Source organism: Saccharopolyspora antiqui (genome assembly GCF_052246905.1).
Lineage (GTDB): Bacteria > Actinomycetota > Actinomycetes > Mycobacteriales > Pseudonocardiaceae > Saccharopolyspora.
The window spans coordinates 43,346-59,640 of record NZ_JBQQBO010000013.1; the positions used below are offsets into that span (position 1 = coordinate 43,346).

16 protein-coding genes are annotated in these 16,295 nt (G+C 70.5%); 9 read left to right on the top strand and 7 right to left on the bottom strand.

Going from position 1 to position 16,295, the window contains the following annotated elements; translation table 11 throughout:
• Positions 1-60: 60 nt before the first annotated feature.
• The 3 genes from acs to ACTWQN_RS20815 all read left to right on the top strand — a co-directional run bounded on the left by acs (position 61) and on the right by ACTWQN_RS20815 (position 4,325).
• Positions 61-2,043 carry an acetate--CoA ligase gene (acs, locus tag ACTWQN_RS20805; RefSeq protein ID WP_443205194.1) on the top strand — a complete coding sequence of 661 codons (1,983 nt, stop codon included), beginning with the start codon at positions 61-63 and terminating at the stop codon, positions 2,041-2,043.
• Between the two features lie 244 nt (positions 2,044-2,287).
• Positions 2,288-3,532, top strand: coding sequence for a Na+/H+ antiporter NhaA (nhaA, locus tag ACTWQN_RS20810; protein WP_443205195.1), 1,245 nt, complete (start codon positions 2,288-2,290; stop codon positions 3,530-3,532).
• A 292-nt stretch (positions 3,533-3,824) separates the two neighbouring features.
• Complete coding sequence (locus tag ACTWQN_RS20815; RefSeq protein ID WP_443205196.1) at positions 3,825-4,325, top strand: phage holin family protein; 501 nt, start codon at positions 3,825-3,827, stop codon at positions 4,323-4,325.
• An 18-nt stretch (positions 4,326-4,343) separates the two neighbouring features.
• On the opposite strand, the gene ACTWQN_RS20820 is transcribed toward ACTWQN_RS20815, so the two are convergent.
• The 4 genes from ACTWQN_RS20820 to nth form a co-directional block, all read right to left on the bottom strand.
• Positions 4,344-5,528: a MarP family serine protease gene (locus ACTWQN_RS20820; RefSeq protein WP_443205197.1), complete on the bottom strand. Its 1,185-nt coding sequence runs from the start codon at positions 5,526-5,528 to the stop codon at positions 4,344-4,346.
• A 92-nt stretch (positions 5,529-5,620) separates the two neighbouring features.
• Complete coding sequence (locus ACTWQN_RS20825; protein ID WP_443205198.1) at positions 5,621-6,328, bottom strand: NUDIX hydrolase; 708 nt, start codon at positions 6,326-6,328, stop codon at positions 5,621-5,623.
• Positions 6,325-6,963 (bottom strand): TlpA family protein disulfide reductase, encoded by a 639-nt coding sequence (locus ACTWQN_RS20830; protein WP_443205199.1) that lies wholly within the window; start codon positions 6,961-6,963, stop codon positions 6,325-6,327. The genes ACTWQN_RS20825 and ACTWQN_RS20830 overlap by 4 nt, the downstream gene beginning before the upstream one ends.
• Entirely contained in the window at positions 6,960-7,697 is a 738-nt protein-coding gene (gene nth, locus ACTWQN_RS20835; RefSeq protein ID WP_443205349.1) for an endonuclease III, read from the bottom strand. Before nth ends, ACTWQN_RS20830 begins: the two co-directional genes overlap by 4 nt.
• A gap of 207 nt (positions 7,698-7,904) precedes the next feature.
• Here nth and ACTWQN_RS20840 point away from each other — a divergent pair, with 207 nt between their 5' ends.
• The 5 genes from ACTWQN_RS20840 to dnaN all read left to right on the top strand — a co-directional run bounded on the left by ACTWQN_RS20840 (position 7,905) and on the right by dnaN (position 12,191).
• A complete protein-coding gene (locus ACTWQN_RS20840) occupies positions 7,905-8,159 on the top strand; it encodes a hypothetical protein (RefSeq protein ID WP_029535541.1) in 255 nt (84 codons plus the stop codon).
• 93 nt (positions 8,160-8,252) lie between these two features.
• Positions 8,253-8,927, top strand: a complete 675-nt coding sequence (locus tag ACTWQN_RS20845) for a Crp/Fnr family transcriptional regulator (RefSeq protein WP_093156348.1) — start codon at positions 8,253-8,255, stop codon at positions 8,925-8,927.
• A 222-nt stretch (positions 8,928-9,149) separates the two neighbouring features.
• Positions 9,150-9,413, top strand: coding sequence for a hypothetical protein (locus tag ACTWQN_RS20850; protein ID WP_443205200.1), 264 nt, complete (start codon positions 9,150-9,152; stop codon positions 9,411-9,413).
• A 411-nt stretch (positions 9,414-9,824) separates the two neighbouring features.
• Positions 9,825-11,051, top strand: coding sequence for an MFS transporter (locus ACTWQN_RS20855; RefSeq protein ID WP_443205350.1), 1,227 nt, complete (start codon positions 9,825-9,827; stop codon positions 11,049-11,051).
• A gap of 39 nt (positions 11,052-11,090) precedes the next feature.
• Complete coding sequence (dnaN, locus tag ACTWQN_RS20860; protein WP_443205201.1) at positions 11,091-12,191, top strand: DNA polymerase III subunit beta; 1,101 nt, start codon at positions 11,091-11,093, stop codon at positions 12,189-12,191.
• Positions 12,192-12,350: 159 nt separating this feature from the next.
• Here the strand turns inward: dnaN and ACTWQN_RS20865 are convergent, their stop codons facing one another.
• Positions 12,351-13,145 (bottom strand): MBL fold metallo-hydrolase, encoded by a 795-nt coding sequence (locus ACTWQN_RS20865; RefSeq protein WP_443205351.1) that lies wholly within the window; start codon positions 13,143-13,145, stop codon positions 12,351-12,353.
• Positions 13,145-13,975 (bottom strand): NUDIX hydrolase, encoded by an 831-nt coding sequence (locus ACTWQN_RS20870; RefSeq protein ID WP_443205202.1) that lies wholly within the window; start codon positions 13,973-13,975, stop codon positions 13,145-13,147. The genes ACTWQN_RS20865 and ACTWQN_RS20870 overlap by 1 nt, the downstream gene beginning before the upstream one ends.
• 256 nt (positions 13,976-14,231) lie before the next feature.
• Between ACTWQN_RS20870 and ACTWQN_RS20875 the strand changes: the two genes are divergently transcribed.
• The gene (locus ACTWQN_RS20875) at positions 14,232-15,116 is read left to right on the top strand and encodes a Gfo/Idh/MocA family protein (RefSeq protein ID WP_443205203.1); all 885 of its coding nucleotides are present in this window, start codon (positions 14,232-14,234) and stop codon (positions 15,114-15,116) included.
• Between the two features lie 76 nt (positions 15,117-15,192).
• On the opposite strand, the gene ACTWQN_RS20880 is transcribed toward ACTWQN_RS20875, so the two are convergent.
• Positions 15,193-16,293, bottom strand: a complete 1,101-nt coding sequence (locus ACTWQN_RS20880; RefSeq protein ID WP_443205204.1) for a hypothetical protein — start codon at positions 16,291-16,293, stop codon at positions 15,193-15,195.
• Between the last annotated feature and the right edge of the window lie 2 nt (positions 16,294-16,295).

Genomic DNA, 16,295 nt, shown 5'->3' on the forward strand with positions numbered 1-16,295 from the left:
CGCCGGTCATCATCGCGGGCACCAGCACTGGCGACCCAATCACCAGGGAGGTTCTCGGTAATGAGCCAGCCCGACGGGCACAGCAACACGCTCGACAACCTGCTCACCGAAAGCAGGACATTCCCGCCGTCCGAGGAATTCGCGGCGCAGGCGAACGCCACGTCGGCGCTGTATTCGGAAGCGGACGCTGATCGGGAGGCGTTCTGGGCGAAGCAGGCGGAACGCCTGCACTGGGAAACCAAGTGGAACCAGGTTCTGGACTGGTCCAACGCCCCGTTCGCGAAATGGTTCGTCGGCGGCAAGCTCAACGTCGCTTACAACTGCGTGGACCGGCACGTCGAAGCCGGTAACGGTGACCGGGTCGCCATCCACTGGGAGGGCGAGCCCGGCGACACCCGCACGATCACCTACGCGGAACTGCAGCGGGAGGTGTCCCGCACCGCCAACGCGCTGGCCTCGCTCGGCGTCGGCGCCGGCGACCGGGTGGCGATCTACCTGCCGATGCTGCCCGAGGCGGTGTTCTCGATGCTGGCGTGCGCCCGCCTGGGCGCGATGCACAGCGTCGTCTTCGGCGGCTTCTCCGCGGAAGCGCTGCGGACCCGGATCAACGACGCCGCGGCGAAGGTCGTCATCACCTGCGACGGGCAGTACCGGCGCGGCAAGGCGATGCCACTGAAGTCCAATGTGGACGAAGCCGTCGCCGACACCCCCAGCGTCGAGCACGTGGTGGTGGTCAAGCGCACCGCCACCGAGGTCGACTGGAACGCCGAGCGCGACAAGTGGTGGGACGACGTCGTCGAGGGCCAGCCGGACGTGCACACCCCGGAGGCATTCGACGCCGAGCACCCGCTGTTCATCCTCTACACCTCGGGCACCACCGGGAAGCCCAAGGGCATCCTGCACACCTCCGGCGGCTACCTGACCCAGGCCGCCTACACGCACTACAACGTCTTCGACCTCAATCCCGAGTCGGACGTGTACTGGTGCACCGCGGACATCGGCTGGGTCACCGGGCACAGCTACATCGTCTACGGGCCGCTGGCCAACGGCGCCACCCAGGTGATCTACGAGGGCACCCCCAACGCTCCGCACGAAGGCCGCCACTGGGAGGTCGTGCAGAAGTACGGGGTGACGATCTACTACACCGCGCCCACCACGATCCGCACCTTCATGAAGTGGGGCGCGGACATCCCGGCGAAGTACGACCTGTCGTCGCTGCGGGTGCTGGGCAGCGTTGGTGAGCCGATCAACCCCGAGGCCTGGATCTGGTACCGCGAGAGCATCGGCGGCAACCGGACCCCGATCGTGGACACCTGGTGGCAGACCGAGACCGGCGCGATCATGATCTCGCCGCTGCCCGGCGTCACAACCGCCAAACCCGGCTCCGCGCAGGCCCCGCTGCCGGGCATCTCGGCGAAGGTCGTCGACGAGACCGGCACCGAGGTCGGCAACGGCGGTGGCGGGCTGCTGGTGCTGGACAAGCCCTGGCCGTCGATGTTGCGCGGCATCTGGGGCGACGACGAGCGCTACCGCGACACCTACTGGTCGAAGTTCGCCGACAAGGGCTTCTACTTCGCCGGGGACGGCGCCAAGTACGACGACGACGGCGACATCTGGCTGCTGGGCCGGGTGGACGACGTCATGAACGTCTCCGGGCACCGCATCTCCACCACCGAGGTCGAATCCGCCCTGGTCTCGCACCCCAACGTCGCCGAAGCCGCGGTCGTCGGCGCCAGCGACCCGACCACCGGCCAGGGCATCGTCGCCTTCGTCATCCTGCGCGGTGGGGTCGGCGACGCCGCCAGCGGCGAGGCCGCGCTCAAGGCACTGCGCGACCACGTCTCCCACGAGATCGGCCCGATCGCCAAACCCAGGCAGATCATGGTCGTGCCGGAACTCCCCAAGACCCGTTCCGGCAAGATCATGCGCCGCCTGCTGCGCGATGTCGCGGAGAACCGCGAGGTCGGCGACGTCACCACGCTCGCCGACTCCTCGGTCATGGACCTCATCTCCAGGGGGTTGAGCTCCTCCAGCGACGACTGATCGAGGTACCACGCGGCGGCGCCTTCCCGACCGGGAGGGCGCCGCCTTTCGTTGCGCACGGCAGCAGGCGGCTGTGATTCTTTCATCTGGTCTTTCCGGAATAACCGTTGTGACCTGGGGAAACACAGGCACCGGTCAATTTGCTTTCGCAATCAACTGCGGATCGGATGTTAGAGTCGTGTCAAAGGTGTGCCGGGAAGTCTGGTCGGCGTAGTAGTCCGTTCTGCCCTCGATCGGAGCCGCCGTGTCCAAAGCCTCCCGCAACCAGCCCCGAACCGCGAAGCCCACCCGTTCGGCTCGAACGTTCGACTTCGGCGCCTACCTGCGGACCGAGACCGTCGGCGGCCTGGTGCTGCTGGCCGCCACCGCCGTCGCGTTGATCCTGGCGAACTCCCCGCTGTCGCAGTTCTACGACGCGGTGCGCGATTTCCAACTCGGACCGCGCTTCCTGCACCTCGACCTGACCATCGGCAACTGGGCCAAGGACGGCCTGCTGGCGATCTTCTTCTTCGTCGCGGGACTGGAGCTCAAGCGCGAACTCGTGGTCGGCGAACTGTCCAACCGCAAGAACGCGCTGCTCCCGGTGATCGCCGCGATCGGCGGCATGATCGTGCCCGCGCTGCTCGCCTTCGCGATCGGCCACGGCGCTCCTGGCGCGCACGCCGCGTGGGCGATCCCGGTGGCCACCGACATCGCCTTCGCGCTGGGCGTGCTGTCGCTGACCGGCTCCTGGATGCCGACCGCGGCCCGGGTCTTCCTGCTCAGCCTGGCGGTGGTCGACGACCTGGGCGCGATCATCGTGATCGCGGTGCTGTTCACCGACGGGCTCAGCGTGCTCGCCCTGCTCGCGGCGATCGTGCTCTGCGCGGTGTACTGGTACCTGCAACACAAGCGGATCACCAGCCCGTGGCTGTACGTGCCGCTCGCGGTGGCCGCCTGGGTGGCGGTGCACACCAGCGGCATCCACGCCACCATCGCCGGGGTGGCGCTCGGGCTGCTCACCCGGGTCAAGCGCGACCCGCACGAGCCCGCCTCACCGGCGATGCGGCTGGAGTACCGGCTGCAGCCCTGGTCGGCCGGGCTCATCGTGCCGATGTTCGCGTTCTTCGCCGCCGGGGTGCCGGTGAACGGCGAAGCGCTCGGCGCGCTCGGCGCGGACCGGGTCGCGATCGCGATCATCGTCGGCCTGGTCGTCGGCAAGCTGACCGGCATCTTCGGCAGTTCGTTCATCGCGGTGAAGTTGGGCATCGGGGCGAAACCGGAATCGGTCAGGTGGCGCGACATGGCGGCGCTGGCGATGCTCGGCGGCGTCGGCTTCACGGTCAGCCTGCTGATCGCCGACCTGTCGCTGGCGGGCGCCGCCGCCGAGCGCGCCAAGGCCGCGGTGCTGATCGCCTCCGCCATCGCGTCGCTGCTCGCCGCCGCGGTGCTGCTGCGCCGCGGCCGGAAGCTCAGAAACGGCGACGAGGCCGCAACGACCGATTCATAACCCGCCGATTGACCGCAGCCCCAGCGACAACACGTTCAGCGCCTGCCGCCGCTTTCGTTCCCGTCGCGGCGCGAACCCCTCCCGTTCGCCGTCCGAGTGAGGAGTGAAGGGCACCTTTCGCCAACTTACTTGGTAAAAGGTGCCCTTCACCTCGACGTCGTCTCCTGCGCCGCCCGGGCTGGCATCCGGCATTGGTGCGGCGGCGAGTTCTTCGGTCTCCGGCGGGTCACTCGCGGGTAACGCACCGCGAGTCGCCGGGCCGCGCGCTGATCGCGCGTGGCACGATGGGCATGTGAACAGCGCCCAGAAGAGCACCAACGGCAGCCGTGACGGTGCGGGGTGGACTGCGGTCACGTCCATCCCGCTGTCCGAGGAGGGCACTGCTCCCGACGGGCAGTCCATCGGCGCGCTGGTCCGCGATGCCACGACGCATCTGTCCACATTGGTCAGGTCCGAGATGGAGCTGGCCAAGACCGAGCTCGCCGGTGAGGTGAAGAAGGCCCTCAAGGGCAGCGTCTTCTTCGTCCTCGCGCTGACCGTGCTCGGCTTCAGCCTGTTCTTCCTGTTCTTCACGCTCGCCGAAGGGCTGGCGCAACTCGGCCTGTGGCGGTGGGCGGCCTTCGGCATCGTGTTCCTGGTGATGCTGCTGGCGGCGGGCCTGCTGGCGTTGCTCGGCTTCCTGCGGGTGCGCAAGATCCGCGCCCCGAAGCGAACGATCGAAACCCTCAAGGACACCAAGCAGATCGCCAAGCGCCACCACGCCGCCGACGAGCAGACCCCGGCTTCGGCCTGACGTCCCGCCGGTTCGCCGTCAGTCGGTGCAGGAACCGGTGGAAACCGGGCTGTCGAGGCCGGGCGCTGCCGCCACCTCGCTGGACACTTCTTCGGCGGTGAGCGCGAAGCCCGTTTCCGGATCGTCGACCGCCGCGCCGAAGACCACGCCGACCACCTTGCCGCTCGGGTCGATCAGCGGCCCACCGGAGTTTCCGCTCTGGACCTTGCCGCGCACCGTGTAGACGTCCCGGACCACGGTGCTCGCGTCGTAGATGTCCGGTCCGCGCAGCCTGATCCGCTCCCGGACGCGGCCCGCCGAGGCGGTGTATGGCCCGTCCAGCGGATAGCCCAGCGCGACCACATCGCTGCCGGGACTCGCGGTACCCGGCGCGAAGGACATCGCGTCCGCGTCCAGATCCGGCACCGCCAGCACCGCGATGTCCACGTCCGGCTGGTACAGCACGACCTCCGCGTCGAACTCGCCGCGGCCGATCTCGATCGCGACCCGGTCGGTGCCCGCGACCACGTGCGCGTTGGTCATCACTCGATGCGGCGAGATCACGAACCCGGTGCCCTCCAGCGCCCGCGCGCAGGACGTCGCACGACCACGGACCTTGACCACGCTGGTCCGCGCGTCGCGGACCGCTTCGCTGGTGGCCAGCGACATGTTCGGGGGCGCGATCTCGGCGACCGGGGTCTCCGAGAACGGCTCCAGCGCCTCCGGAAAACCGGATACGCCCAGCATTTCCCGCAGGTCGTTCGGCAACGCCTGGGCCGAGGCTGGCATCACCGAGTTCACCGTGCTCAGCACCTTGGACCGGCTTATCGCGGCGGCCAGGCCGGGCAGCGCGGACGCGGAGGTGAACGGCAGCGCGATCAGCCACGCCACCACGAGCACCGCGAGGAACTGCAGGACCGCGCCCAGCGCGTTGTCGGCTCCGGTCAGCTTCGGGGAGGTGATCCGGTCCCGCAGCTCCCGCCCCGCCCACATGCCGAACGTCTCGCCGAAGGCGACCAGCAGCACCACGATCCCGACACCGAAGGCGAGGCGGGCGACCGGGCTGTCCAGGCGGTCCAGCAGCAGCGGCGCCACCTTCAGACCCACGACCGCGCCGACGAACACGCCCAGGAACGAGAACAGGGCGGTGACCAGGCCACTCCGCGCCCCCGAAACCGCGGCGAGCAGTGCCAGCAGCACCACCAGCAGGTCGACCCAGTTCACCCGCTCACCTCTTCCCGCCGACGATCAGCCCGCACCCCACGGTCCCATTCCGCCTTCGCAGCTGCTTGACCCCCCGCAGGCTCTCAGACCGCTCAGGCACGTCCGAAGCCGATGTCGTCGGCCTCCTCGGCGGCCCGCCAGGCTTCGTCGAGTTCTCGCACGTCGGCGCGGTTCCAACTGCGCGACCAGCCGGCCAGGTCGAGCAGGCCGGCGAGCAGGCCGCCGGTGAAGCCCCACACCAGCATGCCGGGCACCAGGAACGCCGGGCTCGGCTGCCGACCGCCCAGCTCCACCCGCAGCCGGTTCGCCGGATCGGTCAGCCAGGAGATCGGCACCCGGGCCACCGCCGCCGTCTCGCCGGGATCGACCGGCGCGACCGGAGACGGCTCGACCCAGTGCGCGAGCACCGGGGTCACCCGGAAGCCGCTGTGCGCCACGTGCAGTTCCGGCAGGGTCGCGACCGGCCGAACACCTTCCGGCCGCAACCCCACCTCTTCGACGGCTTCCCGCAGCGCGGCATCGACCGGTCCGCGATCGGCATCGTCGAGCGAGCCACCGGGGAAGGCGACCTGGCCCGGATGCGAGTTCAGCCCGTCGGCGCGACGCAGCAGCAGCACGTCCGGGCCGTCGGGCCCCTCGCCGAAGAGCACCAGCACGGCGGCCGGGCGGGCATCCGCCGGCGGTCGCGCGCGGGGCCAGCCGAAGTGTCCTGGATCAAGGTCGGCGGACCGCTTGACCAGCGCTTGCAGCCAGTCGGGTAGTTCCGCCGGATCGACCAGCGGCCCGGTTGCCGGGTTCACCGGCCGTCTCCCGAAGTGCGCTGGACCGCGGCCCGAACCTCGTCCGGAGATTCGAACGCGACCGGTGGATCGATGCGGCGCACCTCGCCGGAGGCGGTCACCAGGTAGCTGACCGGAAGGAAGTTGGGCACTTTGAGCGCGGCCCCGACGCGACTTTCCCCGTCATGCACGTTGGGGAAGTGAACGCCCAGGCCGCGCAGCAGGTCAAGACCATCCGCCGGATCGCTTTGGACTTGCACCCCCAGCACCCGGACCGCACCCGGCTGCGTGCTGTAGGCCTGCAACGCGGGCAGCTCGGTGCGGCACGGCCCGCACCAGGTCGCCCAGACGTTGATCAGCGTCGGCGCACCGGCGACGGCCGCGCCGACATCGACAGGTCGACCGTCGGCCAGGCAGCTGCCGGTCGCTCCGGCCAACTGCGCCGGGGCGCCGTCGGCCGCCGGGCAGGGTTGCAGCGCCGCCGCGGCGCGCTGCGCGGGGTCGACGACCCGGCTCGCCACCGGGGGCGGGCCCGAAGCCGCGCTGTCGGCCTGCTGGTCGGACCCGCGCGGCCACAGCGCCACCACGCCCACCACGGCGAGCACCACTACCACGATGGTCCAGCGGATCTCGTTCCGGTAGGCGCGCAGGTTCACGCCACCGGCTCCTTGGCGGCAGCCTGCTCGATGGTCTCCTCCGGGACCTCGTCGACCACACCGGCCAGCGCCAGCAGTCGCGGCGTCTCCGGACCGCGCACCAGCTTGGCCGCCTCGACCGGTTCGGTCGGCCCCAGCCCGTAGGACGGGCAGTCCTTGGCCAGCAGGCAGGCCCCGCAGGCGGGCTTGCGGGCGTGGCAGACACGCCGACCGTGGAAGATCACGCGGTGCGACAGCATCGTCCACTCCTTGCGGGGGATGAGCTCACCGATCGCGTGCTCGACCTTGACCGGGTCCTCCTCCGCCGTCCAGCCCCAGCGCCGGACCAACCGTCCGAAGTGGGTGTCCACCGTGATGCCCGGTACGTCGAAGGCGTTGCCGAGGATCACGTTGGCCGTCTTGCGCCCGATGCCGGGCAGCTTGACCAGCGCGTCCAGCCGCTCCGGCAGCTCGCCACCGTGCTTGTCGACCAGGGCCGCGCCCAGCCCCATCAGCGATGCCGCCTTGTTCCGGAAGAACCCGGTCGAGCGGATCATCTCCTCCAGCTCGGTGCGGTCGGCCGCGGCGTAGTCGGCGGCCGTCGGATACCGCTTGAACAGGGCCGGAGTGACCTCGTTGACCCGCTTGTCGGTGCACTGGGCGGACAGGATCGTGGCGACCGCGAGTTGCAGTGGAGTGTCGAAATCCAGCTCGCAGTGCGCATCCGGATAAGCTTCGCCCAAGGCCCGAAGCATCCGGCGCGCCCGCCGGACGAGGCCTAGCCGGGACTCCCCGCCCGCGCCCGGCCCGGCAGTGTTCTTCCGCTTGTTTCCAGCCACCTGCGACACCCCACCAGACTACGGACCCGATCGACACGGAAGGTGGCCGCACTGTCACGCTCGCCGGGGAACCCACCCCCGGTTGCACCCACCCCGAAGGTATGAGCGAGGATTCAATTCATGATGGCTGCCTGGTTCGTCATCGTCGTACCGCTCGTGATCATGTTCTTCACGCTCTTCATGGAGCGCGTGGAAGCCCGCCTGCGGCACGTGGCGGTGCAGGAGAACGAGGTGGAGGAGTTGTTGGAGAACGCTCGCCCCGACGAGGTGCGGGCGCTGTTCCGGCAAGGCATTGGACGCGCGCTGGAGTTGTTCCAGCTACGCAGGGTGGGACGCGCCGGTAGGCTACGTACTCGCCGTTCCCGCGACCAGTCTTAGAATTACTGGTAGTGATCGGCGGCACACCGCTAGATTCGCAGTCGCGGGTCCGGCACCACAGGCAGCCGCCGCGTCTCAACATGGAGGGACGAGGTGGACGAGACACTGGCCCGGGCCGGCATCTTCCAGGGCGTTGAACCGGCCGCGGCTGAGGCACTGGCCCAATCGCTGGAACCGGTGGAGTTCCCGCGTGGACACGTGATCTTCGCCGAGGGCGAGCCGGGCGACCGGCTCTACATCATTCAGTCCGGCAAGGTGAAGCTCGGACGCAAATCCCCGGACGGCCGGGAAAACCTGTTGGCGATCATGGGGCCGTCGGACATGTTCGGCGAGCTGTCCATCTTCGACCCCGGGCCGCGCACGTCGACGGCGACGACGGTCACCGAGGTGCGCGCCCTGAGCATGGACCGCTCGGCGCTGCGGCAGTGGATCGGCACTCGCCCGGAGATCGCCGAGCAGCTGCTGCGGGTGGTCGCGCGCAGGCTGCGCCGGACCAACGGCATGCTGGCCGACCTGATCTTCACCGATGTGCCGGGCCGCGTTGCCAAGGCGCTGCTGCAGCTCGCACAGCGCTTCGGCAGCCAGGAGGCCGGACTGCTGCGGGTCACCCACGACCTGACGCAGGAAGAGATCGCGCAGTACGTCGGCGCGTCGCGGGAGACCGTGAACAAGGCCCTGGCAGACTTCGCGCACCGCGGCTGGCTGCGGCTTGAGGGCAAGAGCGTGCTCATCCTCGATCCGGAGCGGTTGGCCCGCCGCGCTCGCTGACGCGAGCAGCGACGCCGCGAGTTGGTTGACGCGCGTCGGCCGACGGGTCCGGGGCAACATCCCGGGCTCTTCAGTCGACGCGCGTTTTCGTGCGCGGAGCAACCCCTCGACCAGCGGCAGTGACTGAGCTTCTGCCACGTTTCGGGTCCGAACGGGAACCCGCGGCAGCCTCCGGGTGTCAAACTCGTGATCGAGTACCCGACAACTGGAGGGGCTGAACCGATGACGGCGTTCATCATCTTCGTGATCTTCGTGGTGGTCGTGCTCGGGGTCGCAGCAACCTTGCACAAGCCCGGGCGCGCCCGGCACGGCTCCAGCGCGTCCTGGTACGGCAGCAGCTACAGCGGGGATTCGTCGGGTGGTTACACCGACTCAGGTGGCGGGTTCAGCTGCGGCGACAGCGGTGGGGGTGGCTTCAGCTGCGGCGACAGCGGTGGGGGTGGCTTCAGCGGCGGCGGGGACGGCGGTGGCGGCAGCTCCTGCTGAGGCCCGCTGGCCCAGAGATACAGATGGCATGTGAAGAGGCTGGGCGCCGCCCCCGACGCGGCGCTCCAGCCCCTTCACATGTGCGTGGTTCGTCCCCCGACGACCAACCACGCTCCCCCGATCCTCCGATGCGTCGGCCCCGAATCCTAAGCACCAGAGGAAAGCGTTCTCCTCAACCATGCTGAACAGTTGGCACTGCTAGCAAGCCCTCTCACCTTCCAGGACGAAGCTACCCACACGCCGGTTGCAGACTTCACCCGGATTGGGTAACCGTCTGCTCCGAGTGTGCCTCGAATCTCTGGAGAGCGGACCGGGTAGAAGGTCCTCTTTTTCGTTTCGTGAGCTGAATTACCTTAAACCTGTTGGTACTGCCGTACCACAATCCGGATACTGGTTCACGTGTCCCAATCCATGTCGCTGACCGACTACCGCACCGCCCTGACCACCTCCGGCGCCCGCGGGCCCGTCATCACTTCGCTGCTGGGCCGACTGCCGATCGCGATGATCGGTCTCGCCCTGATGCTGTACGTGCAGCGCGAGACCGGTTCGTTCGCGGCCGCAGGGCTGGTCTCCGCGGGTGCGCTGATCGGCGTCGCGTGCGGCTCGGTCGTGCAGGGACGCGTGATGGACCGGGTCGGGCCGACCGTGCCGTTGCTCGTGATGTCCGGGACGTTCGCGGGCCTGGTGGCCGTCGAGGTGGTGGCCATCGAAGCGCACGCCCCGGTCCTGCTGCTGACCGCGCTGGCGTTCCTGGTGGGGGTCAGCGAGCCGATGGTGGGGTCCGCCTCGCGGGCGCTGTGGGGTCGGCTGCTACCGCCGGGCTCGGCGAGGGAGGCCGCCTACTCGTACGAGGCGATCAGCATGGAGGTCTTCTTCATCCTCGGTCCGGGCCTGGCCGGACTGCTGGTCGCCATGCCGTGGCCGGGGACCGGCGTGGTGGTCGGCGCCACGTGCATGATCATCGGCAGCGTCGGCTTCGCCACCACGCCCGCCGCCCGCGGTCACCGCCCGCAGCCCACCGAGCGCGCCGACGGCAGCCTGCTCGGCGCGATCGCCAGTCCGGGGATGCGGACCGTAGCGCTCGCCGCGCTGGGCTTCGGCATCCTGATCGGTTTCATCGAGGTCGGGGTGCCCGCCGCAGCCGTGCAAGCGGGACACGCCACCGCCGGTGGCCTGCTGCTGAGCGTCCTGTCGGTCAGTTCGGTGGCCGTCGGAATCGTCTACGGGCTGCGCCCGTGGCCGCGGCCGATGCACCTGCGGCTGCCCGCCCTGCTGTTCGGCTTCGCCGCCCTGATCACGCTGCTGGCCGTGCCGAGCACGCTGTGGGGGCTGTGCCTGGCGTTGCTGGTGGCGGGCAGTCTGATCACGCCGCAGTCCACCGCGCACTCGGTGGCCATCGAGATCGCCGCACCGAAGGGCACCGCCACCGAGGCGTTCGGCTGGGTGATCACCGCGGTGACGCTGGGCTCAGCGGTGGGCCAATCGATCAGCGGCCAGCTGGTGGAGCTCAGCGGACCTCCTGCGGCGTTCCTGGTCGCGAGCGCGTTCGGCGTGGCGGTCGCGGTGGCGCTGTGGCTGCGCCGCCGCACGCTCATCCCCGCGTCATCCCGCCACGACGTCTCCCTCGCTGGCGTCTGAGCACCTGTCGTGTCGGGGTGCGTGGCTAGCGTGCCGAGCATGGATCTTGATGTCACCGCACCGACCCGCACGTTGGCGCACGCAGCGGCCGATCTTGTTCGACTGCTGCCGGGACGGGTGCTCGACCCAGTGCTCAGCGGCATCCTCGTCGAGGCCACCGCGGACGGTGTGGTGCTCGCGGGCACCGATCGGGAACGCGGCATCCGGCTGCGCCGCGCGGCTCGCGCGCACACCGACGGGCAGGTGCTCGTGCCAGCCCGCCCCTTCGCCGAGACGCTGCGCAACCTCGACAGCCCGGAGGTCCGGCTGGTTGTCGAAGGCCGCAAGCTCGCGCTGCGCACGCCGAACGCGCGCTTCGCGCTCCCGCTGCTCGACCTGCTCGCGCACCCCGGGGTGCGCGACGCTCCGCCGCGCGTCGGAGCGCTGGACAGCGCGTTGCTGCCGCTGGCCGCGGTCGCGGCGGCCACCGCGTCCCGCGACGATGCCCTGCCGGTGTTCACCGGGGTGCACGTCAGGCAGCGCGGTGATCGACTCGTCCTCGTCGGCACCGACCGGTTCCGGATGGCCGTGGTGAGCCTGCCGTGGCATCCCGAAGTCGACGAGCTCGACGTGCTGGTACCCGCGAACCTGCTCATGGAGCTCGCCAAGCAGGCCGACGGCCCCGAGGTCGTGCTGCACGCCGACGCCGACCGGGTGGGCATGAGCTGGCCGTCGGCCGAGGTCAGCAGCACGGTGCTGGACGCGCCGTTCCCCAACGAGCAGCGGCACCTCGCGGACGCCTTCGACGGCGCAGTGGACATCGCCGCGGCCGACCTCGGCGGCGCGGTGCGGCGCGTCACGCCGTTCGCCGGGGCGCAGGGCACGGTGCTGTTGGACGTCGGCGACGGCGAGGTCCGGGTGCGCGCGATGGACCCGCAGTTCGGCGAGGCCGAGGAGGCGGTGAAGGCGACCGTGCGCGGTGACCGCTTCACCACCGCCTACCAGCCCCGATACCTCGCCGATGCGTTGCAGGCCTTCGGCGCGCGAACCGTCCGCATCGGGCTGCGCTCCGGCACGCGCCGCTCGACGGTGCTCACCGGCGCCGAACCCGACCCAACGGGCGCCGACCTGCACTACGTGCTCATGCCCAAGGGCTCCTGAGAGCTTTCCTTCGGGAAACGGCGATTTCGCACGAAATCCCCCCCACCCGCGGCGGTCGGCCCGACACGGCCACTTCAAAGACGGGACTCGGACGCCGATCCGCGACTCATGTATTCCGGGGCTCTCGGCTGGAACCGCCGGATGGGAGTTCCGCTTCGCTCAGCTGAGCTCGCCCTGTTCGCGCAGGTAGGCGAGTTGGGCTTGCACGGTGAGTTCGGCGGCGGGCCACACCGAGCGGTCCACATCGACGTACACGACCTCCACCACCTGGCGCGGTGTGGTGTTCGGCCCCTGCTCGCGGATGGCCGCGCGGACCTGGTCGAGCCGCTGCCCGCGGTGCTCCAGGTAGGCCGCCGCGATCGCCCGGACGTCGGGAAGTTCCGGGCCGTGGCCGGGCAGCACCCGCAGACCGGTCGGCAGCTCGGCCAGCAGCCGCAGGGACTTGAGGTAGGAGCCCAGGTGACCGTCGGGGTGCGCGACGACCGTCGTCCCCCGGCCGAGCACGCTGTCGCCGGTGAACACCGCCGGTTCGTCGTGCTCCGCGACGAAGCACACCGAGTCGGCGGTGTGGCCCGCGGTGGCGATCACGCGCAGCTGCACGCCACCGGCCTTGACGATCTCGCCGTCGCGGAGCGCTTCCGCGCCCCGGCACAGCGCGGGATCCAATGCCCGCACCGGTGCCCCGGTCAGCTCCGCGAACCGCGCGACGCCTCCGGTGTGGTCGCTGTGGTGGTGGGTGAGCAGCACCAGCGACACCGGACCGTGGTCAGCCACCAGGCGCAGGTGTTCGGCATCGGCCGGACCAGGATCGATCACCACGCAGTCGCCCGAATCCGGCTCGCGCACCACCCAGGTGTTGGTGCCTTCCAACGTCATCGGCGACGGGTTTTGCGCCAGCAGCACCGACGCGTACCGGGTGACCGGGCGAAGCGCACCGTAGGCGGGGTGCTCCATCACTTCGCCTCCTCGAATCCTGGGTCGCCCGGTAGTAGCGCGTGCCACCGGTTGTTCCGCCGCACCAGCCTCGGCGTGATCTTGTCCAGAACCCGCTCGGCTGCCAGTGCGGCCGACAGGCTGGCGCATTCGGCGAGCTCGCCCAACGTGACCTGGGTCGGCGGCAGCAAGTGGCAGCGGCCCTGCCGGAAGTCCTCCAGCGCCTGTTCCGGGGTGGCCCAGTACGCCTCGGCCGCCTCCGAGGTGACCGCGTCGGCCCGCTGCCCGACCGGCATCGCGGCCAGGAAGAACCGGGTGTCGTAGCGACGCGGCTCGCGCTCCGGGGTCACCCAGTCCGCCCACGGGCGCAGCAGGTCGGCGCGCAGTACCAGACCTTCGTCGGCGAGGAACTCGGCCAGCGACAGCTCGCGGGAGACCAGCCCGGCGCGCGCCTCGGCGTACCGGCAGGTGTCGCCGACCACGGTCGAGGAGTCCGGCCCGGCCAGCAGCACGCCGGATTCCTCGAACGTCTCGCGCACTGCCGCGCAGACCAGCGCACGCGCCAACTCCGGCGAGCAGTCGAACCGGTCGGCCCACCAGGCCGCGTCCGGTCCGCTCCAGGACACCGAGGTGTCCGCGTCGCGCTGATCGACGCCGCCACCGGGGAAGACGGTCATGCCACCCGCGAACGGCATGCCCTTCACCCGACGTTGCAGGAACACCTCCAGCCCCGCCGCACCGTCGCGGAGCAGCATCACGGTGGCCGCGTCCTTCGGCTCGACCACTTGCTGAGGAGGCGTCTCGGGCACGAATCCCGTTGGCAAGGACCGGTCTTCGGGCAGCAAAACCATGCGAGCCACCCTATGCCGGAAAGCCGCAAGAAAGTGGTTCAAAGCCTGTCTTAACTCTTTTGCTTTGCGGTGCGGGTAGCGGAACCTCGGGCAGTGCCTGTGCGGGGACACCCCGCACCCCGGGCGATCTCGACTCCGGGATCCCCGACATCATGTATGCCGGATCCCGCGGAGGGCGCACCGTCGCACCGGCCCGATCGGCGCTGTCGGACCCCCCAACCGCAGGAACCGCAGTGCGGCAACGCACGATGGCGGCATGGAGGAAGTACTTCGGGTCGGCGTGGTCGGAGCCGGTCCCTGGGCCCACCGGGTGCACGGCCCGGGGTTGTACGCACATCCAGCGACGCGGTTGGCGGCGGTGTGGGCGCGGCGGCCGGATGCGGCCAAGACCTTCGCCGAGCCGTACCGGGCCACCGTCGCCGACGGCTTCGACGAACTGCTGGAATCCGTTGACGCGGTGGCGTTCGCGGTGCCGCCTGCGGTGCAGGCCGAGTTCGCGCCGCAGGCGGCACGGGCGGGCAAGCACTTGGTCCTGGAGAAGCCGCTGGCCGCCGATCCGGCTGGCGCGCGCGAGATCGTCCAGGCGGTGGACGACGCCGGGGTGGCGGCCCTGTTGATGCTCACCCGCCGGTACGCGCCCGAGGTCCAGGACTGGTTGGCGGGTTTGCGAGAGGTCGGCGGCTGGCAGGGCGGCACCGGGCGGTGGCTGGCGGGCGGCCTGCTGGCAGGCGATTACGCCGCGTCCGAGTGGCGGCAGCAGGAAGGCGCGTTGATCGACGCAGGCCCGCATGCGATCGACTTGCTCGACGCCGCCCTCGGCCAGATCGAGGTGGTGCACTACGCGCACCGCGGCGACGACGACCTCTGGCAGATCGTGTTCGGCCACGCCGGGGGCGCGACGAGCACCCTGACGCTGTCGCTGCGGATGCCGGTGCAGCCGTCGGTGGTCGACTTCGCCGCGTACGGCCAGCACGGGCACGCACCGCTCGTCGGTCGCCGAACGGCGGCGCGGGAGTGCTACGCGCGCATGCTCGACGACCTGCTCGCGATGATCCGCGACGGGCACCTGGAGCATCCCTGCGACGTGCGCCGCGGCCTGCACCTGCAACAGCTCCTCGCCGACGTCCGGCAGGCAGCATGACACCCCGTGATGCGCGATCCCGTGCTCGCAGCGAAAGCAGCAGGACGCGGCTTCGCGCGGTACGGGCCGGTCGGCGTCAGGAACGCTGCTGCTGCGGGGTGTAGGCCTGGTTGTTGGCCGGGGCCGCACCGATCGGCGGGAATCCGCCGGTGCCGCCCGGCATGGTCGACGTCCAGCCGTCCTCGCCGCCCGACCGCCGGGGTCCGGACCGGTCTTGCTCGCGCTGCGCTAGTTCCTCGTGCAGTTTGCGCAGCAGGTTGCGTTCGCGGTCGGTCAGCTTCGCATCGACCGCTGGCGGCACCCGCATGCTGCTCGCCTCCGGCGCAGCGGCTTGCGCCGCCGTCGGCTGCGCGGGCTGCCGGGGCGAACGCTCCGGCTCCGCCGGGTTCTCCGCCACCGGACGCTCCCGGCGCTGCGGCTCCGCCGCGCGCTGCTCCTCGGCAGGCCGCTTCGGTTCCGCCTGCGCCGCGGGTCGCTTCGGCTCCTCCCGCGGCGCCGGGCGCTGCGCCTCCTCGGCGGGTGCGCTGTACCGGCGGTCGGCGATCGCTGGCGCGCTCTGCTGGTCGGATAACTTCAGGCGCACCCGGTGTGCCGCCGCGAGCGCGTCCCGGTGGTATTCGGGCAGCTCAGCGCCGCTGTCGAAGACCTCGACCGAGCAGTTGACGCCCGCCCGCCGCAGCGCCTCGATCAGCTGGTAGGCCACCGCCGAGGTGGAGCCGTCCGAACCGACCTCGGCGAGCAGGATGCGCTGCGGCACGGCCGCATAGCTGGCCCCCGCCGGCGTGGTCCGCGAAGCGCACCACAGGCCGCGCACACCCTGCAGCCGCCCGGTGATCGAGCCCAGCGCCGCCACCAGATCGTCGTCGGCCTCGTGCGGCTCGCCGAACCGGTGCTCCTCGGGCGGCACCGAGTCCACCACTTCCAGCCGGTCCGCCAGGTTGTGCACCGACCGGGTCTCATCGAGCACACGGCGCAGGTGGTACTGCTCGTTCGAGGTCACCGGGATCCGGCCAGCCAGCAGGCAGCCGGCGAGGAACTCGGCTGCGGCGTCCGGTTGGCCGATGCCGAGCAGTTCCCGGGCGGAGTCGATCCCGTCGTCGTCCACCCGTCCGGTCATGGCCAGCAAGAGGTTGTGCAGCCGGTCCACTGGTCCGGCGCCCTCAGCCACGTCCACCACGC

Coding starts and splice junctions, on each gene's coding strand:
- ACTWQN_RS20840 (WP_029535541.1), top strand. CDS start 7,905: ATGGCTGCCTGGTTCGTCATCGTCGTACCGCTCGTGATCATGTTCTTC.
- dnaN (WP_443205201.1), top strand. CDS start 11,091: ATGGATCTTGATGTCACCGCACCGACCCGCACGTTGGCGCACGCAGCG.
- ACTWQN_RS20875 (WP_443205203.1), top strand. CDS start 14,232: ATGGAGGAAGTACTTCGGGTCGGCGTGGTCGGAGCCGGTCCCTGGGCC.
- ACTWQN_RS20855 (WP_443205350.1), top strand. CDS start 9,825: ATGTCGCTGACCGACTACCGCACCGCCCTGACCACCTCCGGCGCCCGC.
- acs (WP_443205194.1), top strand. CDS start 61: ATGAGCCAGCCCGACGGGCACAGCAACACGCTCGACAACCTGCTCACC.
- ACTWQN_RS20865 (WP_443205351.1), bottom strand. CDS start 13,145: ATGGAGCACCCCGCCTACGGTGCGCTTCGCCCGGTCACCCGGTACGCG.
- nth (WP_443205349.1), bottom strand. CDS start 7,697: ATGCTTCGGGCCTTGGGCGAAGCTTATCCGGATGCGCACTGCGAGCTG.
- ACTWQN_RS20850 (WP_443205200.1), top strand. CDS start 9,150: ATGACGGCGTTCATCATCTTCGTGATCTTCGTGGTGGTCGTGCTCGGG.
- ACTWQN_RS20870 (WP_443205202.1), bottom strand. CDS start 13,975: ATGGTTTTGCTGCCCGAAGACCGGTCCTTGCCAACGGGATTCGTGCCC.